Source organism: Streptomyces sp. NPDC028722, assembly GCF_040637655.1.
Taxonomy (GTDB): domain Bacteria; phylum Actinomycetota; class Actinomycetes; order Streptomycetales; family Streptomycetaceae; genus Streptomyces.
Window position 1 is genome coordinate 1 of the sequence record NZ_JBEZWU010000052.1, and the last position, 19,558, is coordinate 19,558.

The following is a 19,558-nucleotide window of genomic DNA, read 5'->3' on the forward strand; positions in this document are numbered from 1 at the left end:
GGAAACCAGGCAACTACCTGGCCTTCCTCGGACTCGCCGCCGCCCTGTGCTGCTACAAACGCCTCCTCAAACTGACCATGTAGGACACGGTCTTACTTACGGTCCTGGGACATTTGATCGCCCGGCCGGAACCGCGTGAGGTGTTCGCGGACCTGATGGAAGGGCTGCTTTCCGACCTGCGCCGCAAGAACGGGTGGACGATGTCCGCACGCGCGGGCCATGCCACGCCCTCGCGGATTGAACGCACCACTGCCCGGCTCGGAGTCGTGCCCCGCCAACAGGATGAACGTCCCCTTCTCCCAGAATGTCCGGTAACGGTGTATAGGCTGGTGCAGGGCAGTATGGCCGCGGTGGGGGTTCCGGCTGCTCCTCGGGCGGGTCTTTTGCCACGGGCGCCCCCGAAGTCGCCGCCCCGTAGTGCTCGAAGTGGCGACCGGCAGAAGGAGGAATCCATGTCAGTCGATGGTGCCTCGCTGCCCATTCACTGCCCCCGGACGATCGGCCCGGCGGCACGTCAAGGGTCTGCTTCGTGCGCGGGCGTCTGCCCTGAACCGGCTCGCCGACGTCGATACCTGAAGGCTTGAGAAATCATGTCAGATCACTTCTCCGGCCCCCGGGCGCTTGCCGAACCTGCCATCGACATCACGGACCTGTACGCCTTCCCCCACCCGCGGGACGCGGGTCGGCTGGTCCTGGTGATGAATGTGTTCCCCGTGGCCGCGCCGTCGGCTCTGTTCTCCGACGCCGTCGAGTACCGCTTCCGGGTGCGGTCGGCCGGCATCACGGCCACCGGGCCCGAGGCATCGTTCGCGGTCGGGGATGACGAACGCCTCTTCCGTTGCGCGTTCGCGGCCCCTCAGCAGCGCGAGGACGGCCAGCTCGTCCAGGAGGGCACCTGCCTGACGCCGTCAGGCGAGGTCGTGTCCTTCGTGGTCAACGACGAGCTGGGCGGTCAGTCGGCAGGGGTGCGTGTTTTCGGTGGTGTGAGGCTGGATCCGTTCTTCATCGACGTGGCGTGGTTGCAGAGGGCACTCAGTACCGGGCAGCTGACGCGCCCGGCCGAGGGTACGAACACGCTTGCCGGGCAGAACGTTCTGAGTCTGGTCGTCGAGGTCGAGCTCGCTGCCTTCCTGGAGGCGGGTCAAGGGCCGCTGCTGGCCGTTGCCGGTGAGACCGCCACGCGCGGTGCCCTGAGCGCGCGTCTGGAGCGGATCGGCCGTCCAGAGATGAAGAACGTGGTCCTGGGCTTGAAAAACGTGGACAAGGTCAACCGGGACCTGGAGATCCGTGATCTCTACAACAGCGAGGATGCATTCAGGCTCGCTCCCGACTATCTCGGCGCCTACCGGGCGCGCGTCGACGCCAATCTGGCCTTTTACGATCACCTCGATGGTGACATCGCCTGGCCGGCCTCCGGGCAGGGCGGTCACCCGCTGACCGAGTTGCTGTTGGCGGACTTTCTCGTGGTCGACGTCTCCAAGCCCCATCACGAGACGAGCTACCTGGAGATCGAGCAGGCGCTGCTTCGTGGCGAGGAACCGCAGACCTGCGGCGGGCGTTGGCTCGACGACGACATCATCGACACGCTCCTGACATTGCTGATCAACGGCGGAGGCGGGCCGCGGATCAGCGATGGGGTCGACGAGCCGACCCGGAAGGCCGCACACGCGTTTCCCTTCCTCGCCCCGCCGAACCCGACACCCGGGGAATTCAGCTTTCCGTCCGCCCCGCCGCGAACGCAGTAGGGCTGTGCTCATGGAATCTCGTCCCATCGCGGCCCCCGCCAGGCAAGCCACTCGCGGCGAACCGGTCACCACGTGCGGGACGATCGCACTGGTGAATCTACAGGCGCAGATCAGCGCACGGCAGGAGCTGGCCCGGCAAGGACGGCTGCTCCTCGCCGATCGGGCCGGCCTGGTGGAACTGCTCACCCTGCGCGGGCAGGCCCTGGGCCGCATCGCCGACTACGAACGGGCCGCGGACACAGCCGTGCACCTGGTGTCCGACGAGCCTGACCAAGGGATTGCCTTCCTGGCGCGGGGCAGGACTCACGCCACGTTCCACCGCTTCACGCAGGCACTGACCGACCTCACCACCGCCGAGCAACTCGGCGTGGAGCCCACCGAGGCGGACGCCGAACGCGCCGCCATCCACCAGGCCCTCGGTCGTTATAACCAGGCCCAGCAGATCCTCGACGATGCCGCCCGGCGCCGCGCCGACTTCGAGACCCTCGGGGCGCTGGCCGGCCTGTATGCCCAGCGCGCCGACATCCACTCCGCCGAGCGCCTGTTCGACGACAGTCGCGCCCGCTACCGAGGAGTCAGCCCCTTCCCCCTCGCGTTGCTGGACTTCCACCGCGGCCGGATGTGGCTGACGCAGGGCGATCTTTCCCGCGCCCTCCTCTGGTTCGATGCCGCACTCCGCCGCCTGCCGGACTTCGCCCCCGCACAGGGTCATTACGCCCAAGTCCAAGCAGCCCTCGGACAGACCGCATCGGCCATCGCACGGCTCAGGCAACTGTCCGCATCCAGTGACGACCCCGACTACCCGGCGCGCCTCGCGATCATCCTGAACGAGACGGGCCAGTCCGACGAGGCCGGGTGCTGGCGCGAGCAGGCCACAGCTCGCTACGAGCAGCTGTGCGCACGGCACCCGGACGCGTTCGCCGATCACTCGGCCACATTCCAGCTCGCCATCGGCGGCGAGCCCAACCACGCACAGATGCTGGCGCGGCCGACGACAGGCACCGCTTACGAGCCCCGGGAATGAACGACACTTCGGGGTTACGCTGGAGCCGTTGCAGGGTGCGGGGCGGCCCTGGGTGAATCGTCGATCATCCATCGGCGAGCCGGCGAAGCGCTCGCAGGCCGGGCACGAAGGCGTAGGCCCCTCCCTTCACCTGTGAGAACCGCGGCAGGCCGCGCAGTGTTTTCCTGAGTGGTTTCTTCTGGACGGTCATGTTGTACGTGCCGTCGTGATCGCCCGCGATCGGATCCTTGTCGTGATCCAGACCCTGAAACTTGGGGGCGTTGATCCATTCTTTCTGCATGAACTCGAACTGCCGCTCAAGGTCGGCGCAGCCGAAGAGAATCCCCAGCCCGCGATCCACCCCGTCATCGGGAGCCCCTTCCGGGAGTAGCGGGCCGTACGGGAGTCCCGCGCGGATCAGCCGGCGGCGTTGAATGTTGTTGATCGTGTCCCGCGGGTTGACGCGCCGGATGTGGGCGCCAACGGGACAGGCAAAACCCTTGGGGTCCAACTGCCCGTAGTTGAAATTGTCGTTGCGCTCCGGGTCCGCGACCAGCTCGGGGTCGTCGCGATCGGGTGCCAGTACCAGGGGCGCACCGCTGCGCCAGCGGCCCATCAACTTTGCGGCCAGCAGTTCCTGCTCCTCACGCGTGTCAGCGTTGCGCCGCAGGAATTCCCGGAAGGCGAAGACGTCCTCATAGAGTCGCCGATAGACGAGAAAGCTGCCGTTGCGGCTGAGCCATTCCGGCTGCGGCAGACGTGGCGCGGCACTGGTCTCGTCGGGATAGCCGAGCACAAACTCGCCGGGCTTGACTACGGGACCACAACCAGGTGGTGGCTCGATTCCCGTTCCCTCGACATAAACTCTTGAGATGCCGTCCCGGTATCCGAAGTGCTCGCGCCGCGTCGCCAGCACAGCGACATCGAGTTCGGACAGAATTTCGACGCCAGTGGATGCGGCAAGAAGGGAGTCGATTTCCTCGACCAGTCGAGCGCGTTCAGCGGGATCCGAGGCGAAGAGCACCAGCAGCGCGTGCAGATCAGTGGTTGCCAGACCGCCGACCCAGTGATCGGGATGGCTTGCTCCACTGTCACCGAGTATTTCCGCACGCGCCGGCATGCCCACCCGGAACGCCTCGGGAAAGCTTTGCAGCGATGCCTCATCGACGCCCAGCGCACGCAACCCGTTGCATGAGAACGCCAGGAAGACCTGCGACGTGGGCGGCGTGCTCCCCGGCTCGGCCGAGGACACTTGGCCGGCGACTTGTGCGAGAAATGCCCGCGCCCGCGCAGGGTCGCGGAACGTGAGGAAGCGGTATCGGCCGTAGGGCAGGCGCTCGGACCACAGCAGCAAGCCCTGTATGTCATCGAGCTCGAGCACGGATGAACTGTTTTTCAACACAGCGGGAACGCCTCACTCGGCACGCGGCGCCCGGAAAGGCACCCCGGGTTTGAAGTCCGGCGATCTACCTCCTTCACGGGTACTCTCCCAGGAACGCAGGAAACTACTGAGGGGCCTTGTCGGTCACCTTTGGCTACTGGAAATTCTCCAGTACGGCTTCCACATCGTCCCGGACGTGCAGTGCTTTTTCGATCTGCTTGCAGGTCACTCCGGGGAAATGCGAGTACGTAAGGACGTCCATGACTCTGTGGGATTTCCAGAAGTTCAGGAATCCCTCGCGGTCATGCGGACCCGGCCAGTCTTCGCAGTATCGCCAAATCAGATCGAATCCTTCTGCTTCCTGACTGAAGGTGTAGAAATCGTCGAGATAAGACTCCCAGCTGCCGTCGAAATGGCTGGCAAAAAGGAACGTGTCCTCGCCGATGATCGCAAATCGCGCGGAATGTACTGTCCCTACCTGCGCGAGCGCACCGTTCCGATCCGCCAGCTTACCGGCGGCGGCGACAATGGCATCGCGGAGTGCGTCCGCCTGGCCCGGCTTGATCTTGGTGAGCAGGAGGAACGACTCCTCGGGGGGCGTCGTGCCTCCGCTGTAGGTGGTTTCTGCCTGCTGTGGAGTCATTTCCTTTCCTCCTGATCAACTCAATGGAGTCGCTGGAGCAGTTCGGGACCGACCGTCCGCCGAGTCTTTGGCCGTAGCGCCACGAACTGGCCGACCAGCGCGCAGACGAGACAGAAACTAAACACCCCGTGGCCGGGCGACCTGACACATCTCAGCGTAGGCACGTGGGGAGCGCGGGCGCGCGTCGAAGGCGGCCCTCGATCGGCCCGGAGCAGCCGAAACGGAGCACCCTCAGCCGGGTGATCATGCCGCCGGTCACTTGCCCATTCGCCGTCATCGACTCGCTTTGGGGCCGTGAGCCCCTCTCAGGCGACGATGCCGATGCCGTCCCCGAGCAGCTTGAGGCCGAGGACGAAGAAGAGCACTGCCATCACTGCGACGTTGTGGCGGGTGGCCCAGTCTCGCCAGTTGCTGAGCACGCTCTTGGCCCGGTCACCCATGAGCAGGTAGACAGCCAACGGCGCGAGGATTCCCTCGGAGGCGATGATCACAAAAATGGCGAGGGTCTCGATCTGCTGCGGGACGGGGATCCCGGCAGAGCTGATCGACGCGCCGGCGGCGATGGTCAGCGGAGCGTTCTTGGCGTTGGCCGCCGACAGCGCCAGCCCGAGCCCGAGGATCTTGAGCGGGGTGAAGCGGTCGATCGCCGCGTGGGAGCTGTATCGATACCTGACCACCCGGGTGGCCGCGCTGCCGGCCATCACGCAGGTCGAGACAGCACCCGTCATCAGGACCGTCAAGCAGGCAGGGCACTGCCGTTCAGGAGATCTGCCCGGTTTGATCACGTGAGGCCGAGGGTGACCAGTGGGCGGGTGGCCTCTCGTCCGTGCTTGCGCAGGCCGGCGGCGATGTTGTCGCATCCACTCAGGCGTAGGGCGCCGATGGCCAGGTTGCGCAGGGCCGCCATGGCTCGGGCGCGGTTCCGGTCCGCACGTGCGAGGCGTCCTCGGTGAACGTGGTGTCGCGCACGTGGTGGATCTCGTTCTCGATGCCCCAGTGTTTGCGTACGTGGTGCGCGATCTCCAGGCGTCAGCCTGATGTGCTGTCAGGTCAGTGACTGCGTAGATGCGTTCGAGGATGACCTTGCCGGTGGTGACGATCCGACGGCGACGTACGATCTGCACGGCCTGGGCGGCGTGCGGGGAGTCCGGGCCGCGGGTGACGGTAGCGGTCTTGACGCGGCCGATTTCGTCACGGCCGTGCGCGGTGGCGCGGGCGCTCCCCGGCCCGCACCCAGATAGCGTCGATGCCCGCGCGTCGGGCACCGGCAGCATCGGCCCGGGGGGTTGTCGCCGATCAGACGATCCGGTGTGCGGGGCCCGCGGCCACCCGCGCGAGACGGAACGCCTGAGGGTGGGGCTTCTCGTAGCCGCTGGTCGCGGAGTTGATCATCGCCGGGAATCGGGTGTTCATACCGAGGGCGAACAGGTGTTCGGGGACGTGATTGGAGAGGAGGACGTGCGTCCAGCCGTGCCCGGTGAGCCGGTCCAGGACGCGCAGCGTCTGCGGGTAGGGGCTCCACGCGGCGGGGGCGGTGTAGGCGGCGCGGGTCGCGGCAGCCACGGCCCGCGGGCGGCGGGGTCGCCCATCAGGGCGCGGAAGTCGGGCCACTGCTCGGCGAGGACGCCGTAGCGGGGCAGGATGTGTTCGTCGGCGGTGTAGCGGCGCTCCATGGCGAGACCGGTGTTCAGCAGGCGCACGCTGGGGTCGGCCAGGAGTTGATGTAGTCCTTGTCGGTGGTCATGATGTCGACGGCGCGGCCGTCGGTGCGGGCGGCGGTCGCCAGGGGGGCGATGACGTCGTCCGCCTCGAAGCCGTCCTGTTCGATCCGCCCGACGCAGCTGTGATCGAGGGCGTCCTTGATCAGGGAGAGGGACTCGATCAGGCCGGGCTCTGGTGCGGGACGCTGGGCCTTGTAGTCGCTCTCCTGCCCGGCGCGGGCCTGGGAGCCGTCCTCGGAGTCGAAGACCACGAAGATCTCGAAGCCGTCGGCGTGCTGGACCTGGGCTTTGCGCAGGAGCGCGGCGAAGCCGGAGACGCCGGTGCGGTCGATGGTCTTGTCGCGGCTGGTTGGCCGTCGACGAGCAGCAGGGGCGCGGTCATAGCCTGGCCTCCAGGGGATGGTGCGTGCTGGTGGGTGCCTTTGACCGTGGCGTACGGGCATCCGTTGCCGGATGACCAAGGAGAGTAGCCACCGGGGTGGCACCGGGCCGCCAGTACATGGCCAGCAGCGTCGCGAGGTGCTCCGCTCATACCTCGTGCCGCGACGGGGCGACCGCGTGCGGCGGACCGGCAGGTCATCAACGGGATGGTCTCCAAGATCCGAACCGGTGTCTCATGGCGTGACCTGCCGGAACGCTACGGGCCGTGGAAGACGGTCTACACCCGCTTCCGCCGTTACGCGCTGGACGGCGTATTCACCCGGGCACTCCAGCAGATCCAGGCCGGCGCCGACGCGATCGGCCGTCGCCGGCGTCCTCGTCGAGGAATACCTCGACGGCCCGCCGCACGACGAAGAAGGTGATCCGTCCTGCCCGCAAAGGCAGGCGCGTTCTGGTTCATGTGGGTGCCGGGCCTCCTGGCGGCGTGGGTGCCGGGCCCCCCGGCAGCGGTCCGAGGTTGCCCGAGGAGTGGGCCCAGGTGAGCAGTTCGGGGGCGTCCAGCTTCGGCAACCACAGGTCGGCGCGGGTGGCGCCGTCGGCCTGCGGTCGGGGGCCGACGCCCAGGACCCGTAATCCGGCGCGGCGGGCCGCTTCCACTCCGGGCAGGGAGTCCTCGACGGCCAGCGCCCGGTGCGGGGGGACGCCGCAGAGCCGGGCCGCCACGGTGTAGACGTCCGGGTGCGGCTTGGGACGGATACTGTCCCCGGCGTCGGGGACGACGAGGTACCGGAAGTACGTGAGCAGCCCCGCCCGTTCCAGGCTGCCTTCCACCACGACCCGCGGGCAGTTGCTGGCCACCGCCAGCGGCAGCCGGCCGGCCAGCAGCCGGACGAGCCGGACCGCGCCCGGCATCGTCACCGGATCGTCGGTGACCAGTGCCAGGAAGTGGTCGAGGAGCGCGGCCGTCAGGCATTCGGCCAGTTCGGGCTTGTGGGCCGACCGCGCCATCAGCCGACCGCAGTCCTCATAGTGCAGGCCCGTGGCCTGCTCCGCGAACCCGGGCGGCGGCTGGAGCCCGTACTCCCGGAAGGCCCGGCTGCGAGCCTCCTGCCAGTGGCGTTCGCTGTCCATCAGGGTGCCGTCACAGTCGAAGACGACGGCTTCGGGCGACCAGTCGAGCAGATCGCGGGGCGTGGCGGTCACAGCGCCTCCTGTGCGTCTGTGTGCATGGCGTGCGGCATTTACGACTATTCGCAGGAAAGGGAAAGATAGTGATGGCTACGTTATTTCCCGCCTGTCAAATCAGGCAATCACTCCATCAAGTGACTCGACTGCGTCTGAATCCGGGCGTAAAGGGTGGCCGACGGCAGCGTGCGGGCGGCGACCGGAGCCACCAACGGCCCTGGGGTGCAAAGCGGTTGGCACATCCGCGCGCGTCGCCCCCGCCGGGGCGGGCCCCGCCCGTTACCACTCGCGCGCGTTGTCCATCGAAAGAAATGTGTAATTACCACCCGAGCGTGACCGCTTTTGCTCCAGGCGTGCGCTGGCGCACTAGGTTCGTGCCCGGCGGAACCACCGAGCGAGGGCGGACGGGACGTTGCAGGAACGGGCGAAGGTAACCCGCAGGTCACTACTGGAAGCAGCTGCCCGGCTTTTCGCCGAACAGGGTTACGCGGCGACCAGCGTAAATGACATAAGCGCCCGGTCGGGCCGGACCAGCGGCGCCGTCTATTTCCACTACGCCGGCAAGGAGGGCATCGCCGTCGCCGTCGTCCAGGACCGGTTCGCCACCTGGTCCCAGCTCGCCGCCCGCTACGCTGACGAGGCAGTCCCCCCGGTCGAACGGCTCGTCGGCCTCAGCTACGACATCGCCTATGCCCTCGCCGAGGACCCGGTGACGCGTGCCGGCGCCCGCCTGTGGGCCGAGCGCGCCACCATCAACGCTCCCCTCCCCGACCCCTTCGCACTGTGGACCGCCGCCACCACGCGGCTACTCGCGCAGGCTCGGCTCGTCGGCCACCTGAACGCGCAGGTCCGCCCCGCCCGCACGGCCCGAACCCTGGTGCCTGCGTTCTTCGGGTTCTGCGTCCTCACCGAGGCGCTCGAAGGCACGGCCGCCGTCACCGACCGCCTGACCGACTGGTGGCAGCTGACCCTGCCCTCACTTCGGCCGCAGCCGGAAGCCCGACCGCCCGCGGGCGCATCGGCCAACTCGCCCTCATAGAGCCTGCCGCCCCCTGGCTGGAGGAGTTCGTCGTGACCTGCCACCGCCGTTGACGATCCGGGCGGCGGCAGGTGAGGCCATCTCACGAGCTCGTGCACGGTAGGCGGTGGGACGTCGAGGATGGCCGCGGGGCTCCGTGTTCACATCTGCCGTGCCGACCGCATGTCCGCTGTCTGCCGATGGGACAGCAGGCTGGCGACGGCCTGGACGATGTCGCTCATGCGCTCGCCGTGGCCAAGGTGGCGGGCGAGGGCACGCCAGTCGGACTGACCACCATTAGTCGGAGACTTGGCGGGGGACCGGCAGATAGGGCCTGGGCAGCAACAGCCGTCGGGAGTGTGATCCGCTTGGTCGAAACCGTCCAGCCGGGTCCGGCTGGAACCTGGGCGCGCTACGGGACCGCTGCACCTGCGTGGCGCGTCGGTCATTGGTACCGACAGCGGGAGCCAGTGTCGGCGCCGGAGCGACAGAGCTGCGGAGCGGGTGAGATGCGGACGGTTCTATGGCACCGGCGGGCCGGAAGCGGGTGGGGCGATCGGTCGGGTTCCCGGGGGCGCGCGTCGAATCATGGCCCGCTGGGACCCCGCGGCCCGCCCGGTCGCCGTACCCCTGCACCACGTGGCCTTGGCCCCGGTGTCGGTGTCCGTCGCCCTGCCGGCCGATCACGGTCTGCTGTTCGGTTCCCCGACGCTGGCCGACTACCAGCTGACCGTGCACAGCGCCGGCCGCGAGCCCGCCCCCTACATGGAAGAACTGTCGCAGGACGGGACAACGCTCGTCTTCTGCGACGCCGATCTCCAACTGCCCGGGACAACCGCGATGTGGGTCGCTGTGAGCGCCGACCACAACGCCCGGCGCGGAGCCACCAGCCTCGCCTTCACCGTCGGCGGGAAACCCTCCCCCTCCGCCACTACGCCACACCGGCCTTCACCCTCTCCTCGGGTGGCAACACGTTGACTCCGGTACGAGGAGGGGCACCCAGGTATCCGGGCGTCGAAGTATGCAACCAGGGGATCGCGGGACATCCCGCTCCAGACCGTCACCGTCACCCTTCCGGCCGACGCGGCCATGCGCTTGGCACACCGGACAATCCCGACCACCAGCTGACGGTCATGGACGCCGGCGGGGGCACCATTCCCTACAGGGGAAGTGCGTCGACCTCGCCATCCCCGACGACGGGTGTCACGCGGTCATGTGGGTCTGCGGCAGCGCCGACGACGACTCACCGGTGGGCGACACCCACGTGGACTTCACCATCGCCGAGCAGACCTCACCCTCCACAGCCCTCAACATTCACCTGACGAACCGGCCAGCCCGGACCGACGCCGGCAAGGCGGGCCGCAGCCCCAGGAGCGGCGGTGCGACGGCGAACGCCGAGCCGCACAGCCTACGAAGCACCGCGCATAAGTGCCCTCAAATCCCGTCGGCCAGCTGCGCGCACCCGGCTGCTGGCCGTAAGAAAGGCCACGGTCATGCGGGGCACGCAGCTCTGCCCTCCCGGTCGTGAAACCACGCTCAAGTGATCTCACCGGGAGGCCGGCGCGCGGTCCTGCGGTTCCCGGTGACGGCGCTTCCACCACGCACGGGCGATGAAGAGCGCGAGGAGCAGGGCGAGGACGGGCAGCAGCAGGAGCTGATAGCGCACGGCCTCGTGGTAGAGGGGGCCGATGTCCGTGCCGGCACCGTAGCCGAGTGCCGTCCACGCACCGGCCCATAGGGCGGCGCCGAACGCGTTGGCGGCAGAAAACCGTGTGTGAGGGAGGTGGTTGGCGCCGGCGAGCAGGCCGTTGGTCTGACGCAGCACGTCCACGAAGCGGGCGGCACAGACGATGGGCATGCCGCGGCGCCGGTAGAAACTCTCCGCGCGCGCGTAGCGGTCCGGGGTGAGGCGGACGTAGTGCCCGTATCGGTCGATCAACGCGCTGCCCTGGCGGCGCCCCAGCAGGTAGGCCGCTTCCGCCGCGGCGGTGGCAGCGGCCCATGCGACCAGCGCGACGGCGACGACGTTCATCCGGCCGGTCCCCGCGTAGACGGCGGCCACGATCAGCATCGTCTGCCCGGGGACGGGGATCACCGCATTGTCCAGGCCCACCAGCAGCGCCAGCGCCGCGTAACCGCCCTTGTCCAGCAGCGGCTCAAGATGGGCCAGCGCGCCGGGCAGCCCAGGCCCCCCGCTCACCACTGCCTCCCTGGCGCCGCCTGCATTCCGGCCTCCCGACGCGGGCCGGACGGACGCGGGCGCCGCCTGTGGTCGAGCGGGGACACAGCTTCACCGACGCCCGCCATACTCTGCCAGGCCAGCAAAACGATCTTCACGCTGGCAGCTCCCGGGGTCCGTGCACACGTCTTGATGGACCCGCGGTACCCGCCCTGGGCCGTGCTATGCCAGCGCCGGGTCAGGTGGCAGCCGCGGTTAGTCCTCGTCGTCGTGACCCCTGAGGTCGGGTAGGTACTTGACCGAGTACCCGCGGGTGAACCGGTTGGCTTCTGCTATGGCAACAGGAGGCCCGGCACCACCCATGGGGAGGCCGCCTGGCCGAGGCGGTCTCCCCGACGGCCCACCCCGCCCTCCACAGCTCCCTCGGCCACCTCGCCGCGGACTCCTTCGACGAACGCTTCGAGTACGGCCTCACCAGGCTCCTCGGCTGAACCGGCCACCACAGGGGAGGCGGGCGTTCGGTGCCACCGCGTCTCGTCATCACCGCGTACGCCGCACCGGTGCAGCACACGGCACGCCGGCCGAGCGGACTCTCCCCGGGTGGCCGTCCGCCGCATCCGTTGCCGCCGCTGCGGCGGAACACCGGGTGAGGGTTCGGGACGGCGTCCCGTTCGAGCGCCCGCCGCACGAGGGATACGGGAGGCGGCGCGCTCCCGGGCCCTGCGGCGCGGCGGCGTCGCGGGCCCGGTCCGCATCCCGGCCGGTACGGGGGGACCCCGGCACCTCGCGCCGCCCAGCGGTGCGCGCCGGGGGAGGGAGAAGTCAGGGGCGCACGAGCCGGCGCAGCGCCAGAAGGGCGAGCGGGGGGTAAGCCATCAGGACGGGCACCGGACGCGCATCGTGAGCCGTGTGGTGCTGCCCTTCGGGTGCTTGCGCACGTCGTGGCGCAACAGCACCCGCACCGGACCGCAGCGGACGCGCCAGGTCCAGACGCGGCGGCGCGGGTCGACGTCGTCCACCACAAAAACGACGCGGATGCCCGCGACAGACTCGACGGTGCCGCTCAGCCCGGGCGCTATGGTCCGGCGGCCGGCGCGCACCGCCGTGATGTGCGGGGACCACCGTGTCCACCGGTCGACGCGCATGTACCGGTGCCACACGGTTCTCGGAGCGGCTGCGCCCGCGGCGCGCAGGTTCAGCCTGCCCATGGCGCACCCGGCAGCCACCATGGCCGGCGCGCGGTGCCGGCCGTGGTCATCCCGTTTCGTCGCGGAGGTACTCGGTGAGTGCCCGGCCCGGCCGGAAGGCAGCCCCGCCGTCCCCGGCGTGGAAGCTGCCGAGCATGACCGTCTGCTGGTCCTTGAGGGCCTCGGCGATCGTTCCCGGGTGCTCCACGGTGCCGAAGAGCGCTTCGAGGACCTGGTCGATGTCCTGTGCCGCGAACTGGCGGCCACCGGGATGTTCGGCGGCACGACGAGCGGTCATTTCGATCAGTCGCGACCTGTCCATGATCACATTCCTGGTCGACATCGGAGGGACACGGCTTCTTCAGTTCTTCCCAGCATCGAGGCAGACCCCGCCGGGCGCATCTTCCCCGGCGGAGTCAGCGCCGGATGAGGCCGAGACCGGTCAGGGTGGCGACGGCGGCGATGCGCGGGTCGACGCCGAGCTTGGCGTAGACGCGCGCCGGGTGGGACTTGACCGTGCCCTCGGTCAGGGGGAGCCGGTCACCGACGGCCTGGTGGGACAGGCCGTCCGCGACCAGGGCGAGGATCTCCGTCTCACACCTGCTCAGGGCCGTTCCCGGGCTGCGCAGCCGGGGCGGCAACCGGTCCGCGGGGCGCGAGGGTGGTACGGCCTGCCGCCGCCGTGCGTACCGCGGCGGCCAGGTCCGCTGCTGGAGCCACTTGCCGATGCCGTCGCCGTCCATGAGTACGCCGGGCTGGATGTCGGGGAGCCGGCCGCCCGGCTCGCCCTCGGCGAGGTCGGCGAGACCGAGGCCGCCCTTGTCCCGGCCGTGCTGGCTGCGCCTGGTCGAGTCGCCGGTCAGTGGGGCCGCTGGTCCTCGGCACGACCGTGCGGCGCCGCGGAGCTGCGCTCCGCTCCGCCGGGGCTGAGAGTGACTACGCGGCGCACCGCATCGCGGTGTCCCCCCTCTGGCCTGCATCACCCGACGTGATTCCCAGGCGGAGACCGCCGGAGGCCGCCTGGTCCGGACCCCTACGGCTCGGACCGTGCCGGCACCGGGCTGTCGTACCCGAGTTCTGACCGGGCGCCCGGACGCGCGGGCTGGTGTTGCCGGGCTGTGGCAACACCAGCCCGTGCCCCTCCCCGCAGCGGGTCTTCGTCGGCATCGCCGCAGGGCCCCGGCCCGGCGGCGATACTGCGGTGCGGCGAACCGAGCGGGGCGGAGGAGCAGGTGACCGAGGACGAGATCCGGCACCCGGCCCTGGCTGCCGTCCCGCTGGCCGGTGATCGGCGTGCGAGTGCGCCGCGAGGACTCCGGCTCGCGGGTGGCGCCGTGGCGGCCGGCGCCGTGCGCGGCGCTTGAGGAGGTCCTGCTGCCGTGCACGGGGCCGGAGTTGGAGCGCCTCGCCGAGATCGCCACCGGCCGCAGCCGGGCCTGGGCGTACGTGCGGGACCTCGGCGAGACGGGGCCGGAGCGGCGCTGTGCTGTGTCTGCGAGGAGCCGACGGGGCCGTACGGGTGGAAGGCCCGGTGGCTCCCGCAGCGGAGAGCCTGGTCGCCCCGGGCCCGCGCCGCCGCGCTGAACGTCGCCGCCGTACACCGAGAGGCCGGCCGCAGGAGGCCCGGCTGTGGCGCGCCCGGGGCCGTCAGATCCTCAAGGACGGCCGTGCCGCCCGCCGTGGCCGGAGCGTACGGGCCGCCTCGGCCGGGCTGCCCACCCTCGGCCGCCCCTGAGCCTGCGGGCGGTGCGGCCGGGGCGGGTGACTATGCGGTCCAGGGGGGCCAGGGGAGGTCGTCGTCGCCGGTGCCGTCGAACAGGCGGTGGAACAGGTGCATGCGGCCCGCGGCGTGCTTGGCCGCCCCGTACGCCTTTGTCGCCACGCCGATCCGGCGCATGGCGTCGTCGTCGACAAGGGCGTCGGTGAAGGCCGGACGGGCGGGAAGAGCCGGTCGGCGTCCTCGTCCTTCTGGCGCAGCCGGGCGAGGTTGGCGTCCTGGACGTGGGCGACCGCCGCTTCGTGGGACAGCTCGGCGGCGTCCATGCCGCCGGTTCATTCCGGGGCGCCCGCCTGCCGGACCGCCACCAGGCCCGACTCGTAGGCCGCGATGACGGCCTGCGCCCGGTCTCGGACGCCGAGCTTGTCGAAGATGCTGGTGATGTAATTCTTGACCGTGGAGACACTGATCTCCATGGCGCTCCCGATCTCGTTGTTGTCCAGGCCGGTGGCCAGCAGGTGCCAGACCTCGACTTCGCGCGGGGTCAGGCCGATGGTGTTTCCGGCGGCGGGGTGACGCCGGTCCGGAGGCGCCACCCACTCAGTCCTGACGTAGGCCGAGATCAGCCGGGTCAGCAGACGGGGCGCGACGATGGCCTCGCCCGTACGGACCGTTCGGATGGCGGCCACCAGGTCCTCGGGCGAGCTGTCCTTGGGCAGGAAGCCGTATGCGCCGGCGCGCAGGGCGGCGACCACGTACTCGTCCATGTCGAAGGTGCTCAGGGCGAGCACCCGGCACTCGGGCAGGTCTTGAGCCAGTCGTCCGGTGGCGGCCACGCCATCGAGGACGGGCATCCGGATGTCCATCACCACGACGTCGGGACGGTGCTCGCGGGCGAGCGCGAGAGCCTGCGCGCCGTTCTCGGCCTCGGCAACGACGGTGATGTCCCGGGCGGGGCCGAGGATGAGGGCAAGCCCACGCCGCACGAGTGGCTGGTCGTCCGCGATCAGTACCCGGATCGTCGGCCCGCCCGCGCCCTCCAGTGCCTTGTCCACGGCGTCCCCCCCACCAGTCCGCTCTCCTAGTACTCGCCCGCCGGGACCTCCAGCGGCAGACTCGCTGCGACCCGGAAGCCGGCTCCGGGCAGCAGGCCGGCCTCAAACGTGCCCCCGTGCAGGGCGACTCGTTCGCGCATGCCCATCAGACCGTACCCGGTGCCGGAGCGGGCACCGGGGGTCGGGGCGTACGGCGTTCCGTCCGTCGCACCCTGGTCGGTGACGGACACGCGGACGCCTTCCGGCAGGCAGGTGAGGCGGACCTGCACCGGAACGTTGGGCCCGGCATGCTTGCGGGCATTGGTCAGTGCCTCCTGGACGATCCGGTAGACGGTGAGGCCGACCACCTGGGGCAACCGTCCGGAATCGCCGTCCACGGTCAGTTCCGCCGGCTGTCCTGCCTGCTGGGACTCCTTGACGAGACGGTCGAGATCGGCCGGGCCGGGCTGCGGCGCTTCTGGGGCGCCGTGCCGATCGGCCGTCGTGTCCTCGTGGGCCCGCAAGACATCGAGGAGCTGCCGCATCTCCCGCAGAGCCAGCCGCCCCGACTCCTCCAGGGTGACCAGGGCGTCGTGGACGACACCGGGGTCGTGATCGAGGTTGGCGCGGGCGCCCCCCGCCATCAGCTGCATGGTGGTGATGCGGTGGGCGACGACATCGTGCAGCTCCCGGGCGATGCGGCGGCGTTCCTCGGCCACCGCCCGGTCGGCGAGGAGCCGGCGGTTGGCCTCCGTCTGCTGCTGCCACCGATTGACCGTCAGTCCGGCGGCGGCGACGAGGCAAGCGGCGAGGCAGGCGCTGGTCACGTCCAGGAAGCCGGGCGGGGCGGGCAGGCCGGGAGCAAGCAGGGTGACGCCGATCGCCCCGACGGTCAGGACACCCGTAGCCCACGGCCGGCCGGTCCGGGCAGCCGAGTAGAGGGCGACCGCCAGGGCGGCGCCGAAGTGCTGGCCCACGGGCACCGTCATGTTCAGCAGCGCGACAAGCACCAGGCTGACGGTCATGACACTGAGCGGGAAGCGGCGCCGCACGAGCAGCGGCAGCGCGGACGCGGTCAGCAGCAGGACACCGCCACCTGAGACCGGCACGCCCGTGACCTGTGGGAACGCGGTGTAGCCGATGAGATCCAGGACGGCCGCGCCGACGGCCAGCAGGGCGTCGTTGCGGTTCCACAGCAGCATGCCGGCATCCGGCGGGGAGAAGCGCCGGCGCCGTACCCGAAGCGACGGCAGGGCGCTGCTACGCGTCGCCATGGTGGTCCTCTCTTCGCTGTTCTCTCGCGTGATGCCGGGCGGTCGGCCCGGTACCGGGGCTGTCCAGGCCATTGTCCCCGCGTGCCAGGCCCAACGACTCCGCCCACAGACGGACACCGGACCAGGACCAGGGTCCTGGTCCGCGGCACGACCGGCCCCAGGGCCCCCTGCGGCGTCTCGTCCTCCGCTCCGACGATCTCCGCGAATTCCGGTGATGGACTCGAAGAGCACTCTCCGAAACCGCTTTTGAAAGGGAGCCCCCGTGATTCGTGCTCTGACCGGATTCTCCACGAGACATCCATGGAAAGTCATCGCCTTCTGGGCGCTGCTCGGAATAGGGCTGACGATATTGGGTCAGGCGCTGATGTACCGGGTCACCGAGAGCCAGCTCGGTGGCTTCCTGCCCGAGAAGTACGACTCGGCGGCGGCGCTGAAGGTCGCCGAGGACAAATTCGGGATCAAGCCGGACGCCAATGCTGTGACCATGCTGGTGAAGCGCGCCGACGGAAAAGCACTCGGGGTGGCCGACCAGCGACGCGCGGAGGCGACCGCGGCGGCGCTCGGCAGGCAGCGGGTGACGATGCCGAAGTCCGACGACGCCCCCGGCCTCCTGGCGAAGGATTATTCACAGAAGCCGAAGGTGACGCCCGGCACGATGGCACCCCGGCGCGCCTTCGTTATCTTCTCCGTCGGCCTCTCAGGTAATTCGACCGACCCGGGCCTTCAGGCCGTCTTCAAAGAATTCAAGAAAAAAGCGTCCAGTAGCTACACGCAGGACGGACTGCGCACTGGATTCACCGGCGGGCTGGCCGACCTCGTGGACAGCGAAGAGGCGCAAAAGACCAAGAACACCGTGGCCGGGGCACTCACCATCGGTCTGATCGTGCTGCTGAACGTGCTGGTGTTCCGCAGTGTCATGGCGGCGCTCCTGCCGCTGCTTGCTGTCAGCCTCGTCGGCGGTGCCGCCGTGGGCGCGGTGGTCGGCGCGGCACTCCTCACCGGTATCAGGCTGGACCCGAGCACACCGCAACTGATCAGCGTGGTGCTGCTCGGCATCGGGATCGACTACTTCCTGTTCCTGCTGTTCCGCTTCCGTGAACGGCTGCGCGCACGGCCCGAACGGGGCGCCCGCGAGATCGCGGGTGAGGTGACGGGCCGGGTGGGCTCCGCGATCTCCTCGGCGGCGCTCACCATCGTCGCCGCCTTCGCCACCCTCGGTGTCGCCAACTTCGGGCAGTTCCGGGTGCTCGGCCCAGCCGTCGCGATCTCGGTCATGGTGATGCTGCTGGCCAGCCTGACCTTCATGCCCGCCCTGCTCGCGGTCACCGGGCGCACAATGTTCTGGCCCTCGCGCACACTGAAGCACGCGCCACGCGAGGGCTCGGCCGGACGCTTCGGCGACGTCGTCGCCCGGCGGCCGCTCGCCGTCGCGATCGGCGCCGTCGTCCTGCTGGGAGCGCTGGCCGCCGGCACCGCCGGCATGCGGATGGACTACAGCGGCGGCAGCGGCAGCAGTGGCACACCGGCCGCAGCCACCGCAGCGGAGATCTCCCGCGTTCTGCCCGCAGGTATGTCCGATCCGACCGACGTCTACGTCACCAGTGGTGACGGCAGCGCCCTCGACCGGCAGCGCGTCGACGCCCTGGCCACAGCGCTCAGCCGCACGCAGGGCGTAGGCCGGATGAGTCCGGTCGTCTACGACAAGGCGGGCGACGCCGCGCGGATCGGCCTCTACCTGACCGCCGATCCGCAGAGCCAGAAGGCGCGCGACCTGGTGTCCGGGCCGGTGCGGACCACCGTCGCAGGGCACACACCCACGGGTGCCGAGGCGCACGTCGGGGGGACAGCGGCGATCTTCGCTGACATATCCACCGCCGTCTCCGAGGACCTGAAGACGGTCTTTCCCGTGGCCGCCGCGCTGATCGCGCTCATCCTGCTCCTCCTGCTGCGCAGTGTGCTGGCACCGGTGGTGCTCATGATCTCCGTCGGCCTGGGTTTCGCCGCCACGCTCGGGGCCTCCGCCCTGGTCTTCCAGCACCTGCGCGGGGAACCGGGTGTCAACTTCACCCTGCCGCTGGTGCTCTTCCTCTTCGTGGTCGCCCTGGGCACCGACTACAACATTCTGATGAGCGACCGCATCAGGGAAGAGATGCAACGCCCGGGCCCGGCCCGCTCGGCGGTGGCCCGCGCCGTACGGCACACAGCGCCGGCCGTCGCCACCGCCGGACTGGTACTGGCCGGTTCCTTCGGCAGCCTGGCGGTGAACCCGGCCCCGTCCACCCAGCAGATCGGCTTCGCGACGGCGCTCGGCATCCTGCTGTCGGCGTTCGTTCTGTCCATCGCCCTGGTCCCGGCGCTCGCCGCACTCCTCGGCCGATCCCTGTGGTGGCCCGTCCGGCCGCGCCGCGCAGTGAAGCAGGCCTTTGCCCACGGCCACGAGCAGCATGCCGCCGAGCCGACGCCCGCGCCGACCCCGCACGACCGTATCGGCACGAGCTGACCGCGTCACCGCCACCTGCGTAGCCCCGCGCAGCCGCCACCGGAGGGCCGGCGGGGGCGGCAGGCCCGTCAGTATGAGGCGCCGCGGCATGAGGTGCCGCTACCCGTTCCGTCACCGCTGCCGGCGGCGAGGGCATCGACAGTGGGTGGCAGTGGTGAGTCACTGCGTAAGGGGAGCCAGGCCAGGATGGTCCGACTCCCCTGACTCGAGCGGACGGTCAGTGAGGGGTCGGCTCCCTGCGGATGTCCGTGGTCCAGGAGCAGCATGGCGGCGAGAATCTCGCCGAGGGGGTGTCCGTACCCGTGGCCAGCCAGGGGCTGACGCGTCCGTGTTCCCGGCGCGTCCGTGTTTCCGACGGTCGCCGTGCTCCCGGCGTACCGCTCCTTCATGGCCGACGGTCACTTGCCGGGGTGCGTGGCGCAGGGCAGGCGGCCCCTCGGTAACGAGTCCTGGGATCCACGGCGACGCCGCGGTGCCCGCCTGCCGACGCTGCCCGGCCCGTCGGGCCGGGCGGTGTCCCGTCCGGGTCAGCCGGCCTGCGACGGGGTCTGCTTCATGCCGTCGACGACGGCCCGGTTGGTGATGGCGCT

Annotated in this window: 17 protein-coding genes and 2 pseudogenes; 6 read left to right on the forward strand and 13 right to left on the reverse strand. The window is 69.9% G+C overall.

Annotation, left to right across the window (positions count from 1 at the left end; translation table 11 throughout):
• The first annotated feature begins 590 nt into the window (after positions 1-590).
• Together AB0F03_RS36235 and AB0F03_RS36240 are read left to right on the forward strand one after the other, a co-directional pair.
• Positions 591-1,745, forward strand: coding sequence for a DUF4331 family protein (locus tag AB0F03_RS36235; protein ID WP_362000331.1), 1,155 nt, complete (start codon positions 591-593; stop codon positions 1,743-1,745).
• 91 nt (positions 1,746-1,836) lie between these two features.
• Positions 1,837-2,769: a tetratricopeptide repeat protein gene (locus tag AB0F03_RS36240; protein WP_362000333.1), complete on the forward strand. Its 933-nt coding sequence runs from the start codon at positions 1,837-1,839 to the stop codon at positions 2,767-2,769.
• A gap of 64 nt (positions 2,770-2,833) precedes the next feature.
• Here AB0F03_RS36240 and AB0F03_RS36245 read toward each other — a convergent pair whose 3' ends face one another.
• From AB0F03_RS36245 to AB0F03_RS36265, 5 genes are all read right to left on the reverse strand, one after another.
• Positions 2,834-4,129: a peroxidase gene (locus AB0F03_RS36245; RefSeq protein WP_362000335.1), complete on the reverse strand. Its 1,296-nt coding sequence runs from the start codon at positions 4,127-4,129 to the stop codon at positions 2,834-2,836.
• Positions 4,130-4,283: 154 nt separating this feature from the next.
• Positions 4,284-4,772: a hypothetical protein gene (locus tag AB0F03_RS36250; RefSeq protein WP_362000338.1), complete on the reverse strand. Its 489-nt coding sequence runs from the start codon at positions 4,770-4,772 to the stop codon at positions 4,284-4,286.
• 305 nt (positions 4,773-5,077) lie between these two features.
• Positions 5,078-5,512 (reverse strand): GAP family protein, encoded by a 435-nt coding sequence (locus AB0F03_RS36255; RefSeq protein WP_362000340.1) that lies wholly within the window; start codon positions 5,510-5,512, stop codon positions 5,078-5,080.
• Positions 5,513-6,068: 556 nt separating this feature from the next.
• Positions 6,069-6,335, reverse strand: a complete 267-nt coding sequence (locus AB0F03_RS36260) for a hypothetical protein (RefSeq protein WP_362000343.1) — start codon at positions 6,333-6,335, stop codon at positions 6,069-6,071.
• A gap of 124 nt (positions 6,336-6,459) precedes the next feature.
• Complete coding sequence (locus AB0F03_RS36265; RefSeq protein ID WP_362000344.1) at positions 6,460-6,936, reverse strand: hypothetical protein; 477 nt, start codon at positions 6,934-6,936, stop codon at positions 6,460-6,462.
• Between the two features lie 90 nt (positions 6,937-7,026).
• Here AB0F03_RS36265 and AB0F03_RS36270 point away from each other — a divergent pair.
• Positions 7,027-7,188 (forward strand): annotated as a pseudogene (locus AB0F03_RS36270) (transposase); the annotation flags it as partial.
• A 142-nt stretch (positions 7,189-7,330) separates the two neighbouring features.
• Here AB0F03_RS36270 and AB0F03_RS36275 read toward each other — a convergent pair.
• Positions 7,331-8,077 carry an HAD family phosphatase gene (locus AB0F03_RS36275; protein WP_362000347.1) on the reverse strand — a complete coding sequence of 249 codons (747 nt, stop codon included), beginning with the start codon at positions 8,075-8,077 and terminating at the stop codon, positions 7,331-7,333.
• Between the two features lie 394 nt (positions 8,078-8,471).
• On the opposite strand from AB0F03_RS36275, the gene AB0F03_RS36280 reads away from it, so the two are divergent.
• Together AB0F03_RS36280 and AB0F03_RS36285 are read left to right on the forward strand one after the other, a co-directional pair.
• Positions 8,472-9,098 carry a ScbR family autoregulator-binding transcription factor gene (locus tag AB0F03_RS36280; protein ID WP_362000350.1) on the forward strand — a complete coding sequence of 209 codons (627 nt, stop codon included), beginning with the start codon at positions 8,472-8,474 and terminating at the stop codon, positions 9,096-9,098.
• Positions 9,099-9,665: 567 nt separating this feature from the next.
• The gene (locus AB0F03_RS36285; protein ID WP_362000352.1) at positions 9,666-10,055 is read left to right on the forward strand and encodes a hypothetical protein; all 390 of its coding nucleotides are present in this window, start codon (positions 9,666-9,668) and stop codon (positions 10,053-10,055) included.
• Between the two features lie 568 nt (positions 10,056-10,623).
• Here the strand turns inward: AB0F03_RS36285 and AB0F03_RS36290 are convergent.
• From AB0F03_RS36290 to AB0F03_RS36320, 7 genes and pseudogenes are all read right to left on the reverse strand, one after another.
• Positions 10,624-11,277 (reverse strand): DedA family protein, encoded by a 654-nt coding sequence (locus AB0F03_RS36290; protein ID WP_362000355.1) that lies wholly within the window; start codon positions 11,275-11,277, stop codon positions 10,624-10,626.
• 854 nt (positions 11,278-12,131) lie between these two features.
• Positions 12,132-12,464: an SRPBCC family protein gene (locus AB0F03_RS36295; RefSeq protein ID WP_362000357.1), complete on the reverse strand. Its 333-nt coding sequence runs from the start codon at positions 12,462-12,464 to the stop codon at positions 12,132-12,134.
• 46 nt (positions 12,465-12,510) lie between these two features.
• Positions 12,511-12,765, reverse strand: a complete 255-nt coding sequence (locus AB0F03_RS36300) for a DNA-binding protein (protein WP_362000360.1) — start codon at positions 12,763-12,765, stop codon at positions 12,511-12,513.
• 94 nt (positions 12,766-12,859) lie between these two features.
• Positions 12,860-13,166, reverse strand: a pseudogene (locus AB0F03_RS36305) (LuxR C-terminal-related transcriptional regulator); the annotation flags it as partial.
• A 1,042-nt stretch (positions 13,167-14,208) separates the two neighbouring features.
• Positions 14,209-14,340: a hypothetical protein gene (locus AB0F03_RS36310; protein WP_362000362.1), complete on the reverse strand. Its 132-nt coding sequence runs from the start codon at positions 14,338-14,340 to the stop codon at positions 14,209-14,211.
• 155 nt (positions 14,341-14,495) lie between these two features.
• A complete protein-coding gene (locus tag AB0F03_RS36315) occupies positions 14,496-15,215 on the reverse strand; it encodes a response regulator transcription factor (protein ID WP_362000365.1) in 720 nt (239 codons plus the stop codon).
• A gap of 26 nt (positions 15,216-15,241) precedes the next feature.
• Entirely contained in the window at positions 15,242-16,468 is a 1,227-nt protein-coding gene (locus AB0F03_RS36320) for a sensor histidine kinase (protein ID WP_362000367.1), read from the reverse strand.
• Between the two features lie 262 nt (positions 16,469-16,730).
• On the opposite strand from AB0F03_RS36320, the gene AB0F03_RS36325 reads away from it, so the two are divergent.
• Positions 16,731-18,968: an MMPL family transporter gene (locus tag AB0F03_RS36325; RefSeq protein WP_362000370.1), complete on the forward strand. Its 2,238-nt coding sequence runs from the start codon at positions 16,731-16,733 to the stop codon at positions 18,966-18,968.
• Positions 18,969-19,558 lie beyond the last annotated feature (590 nt).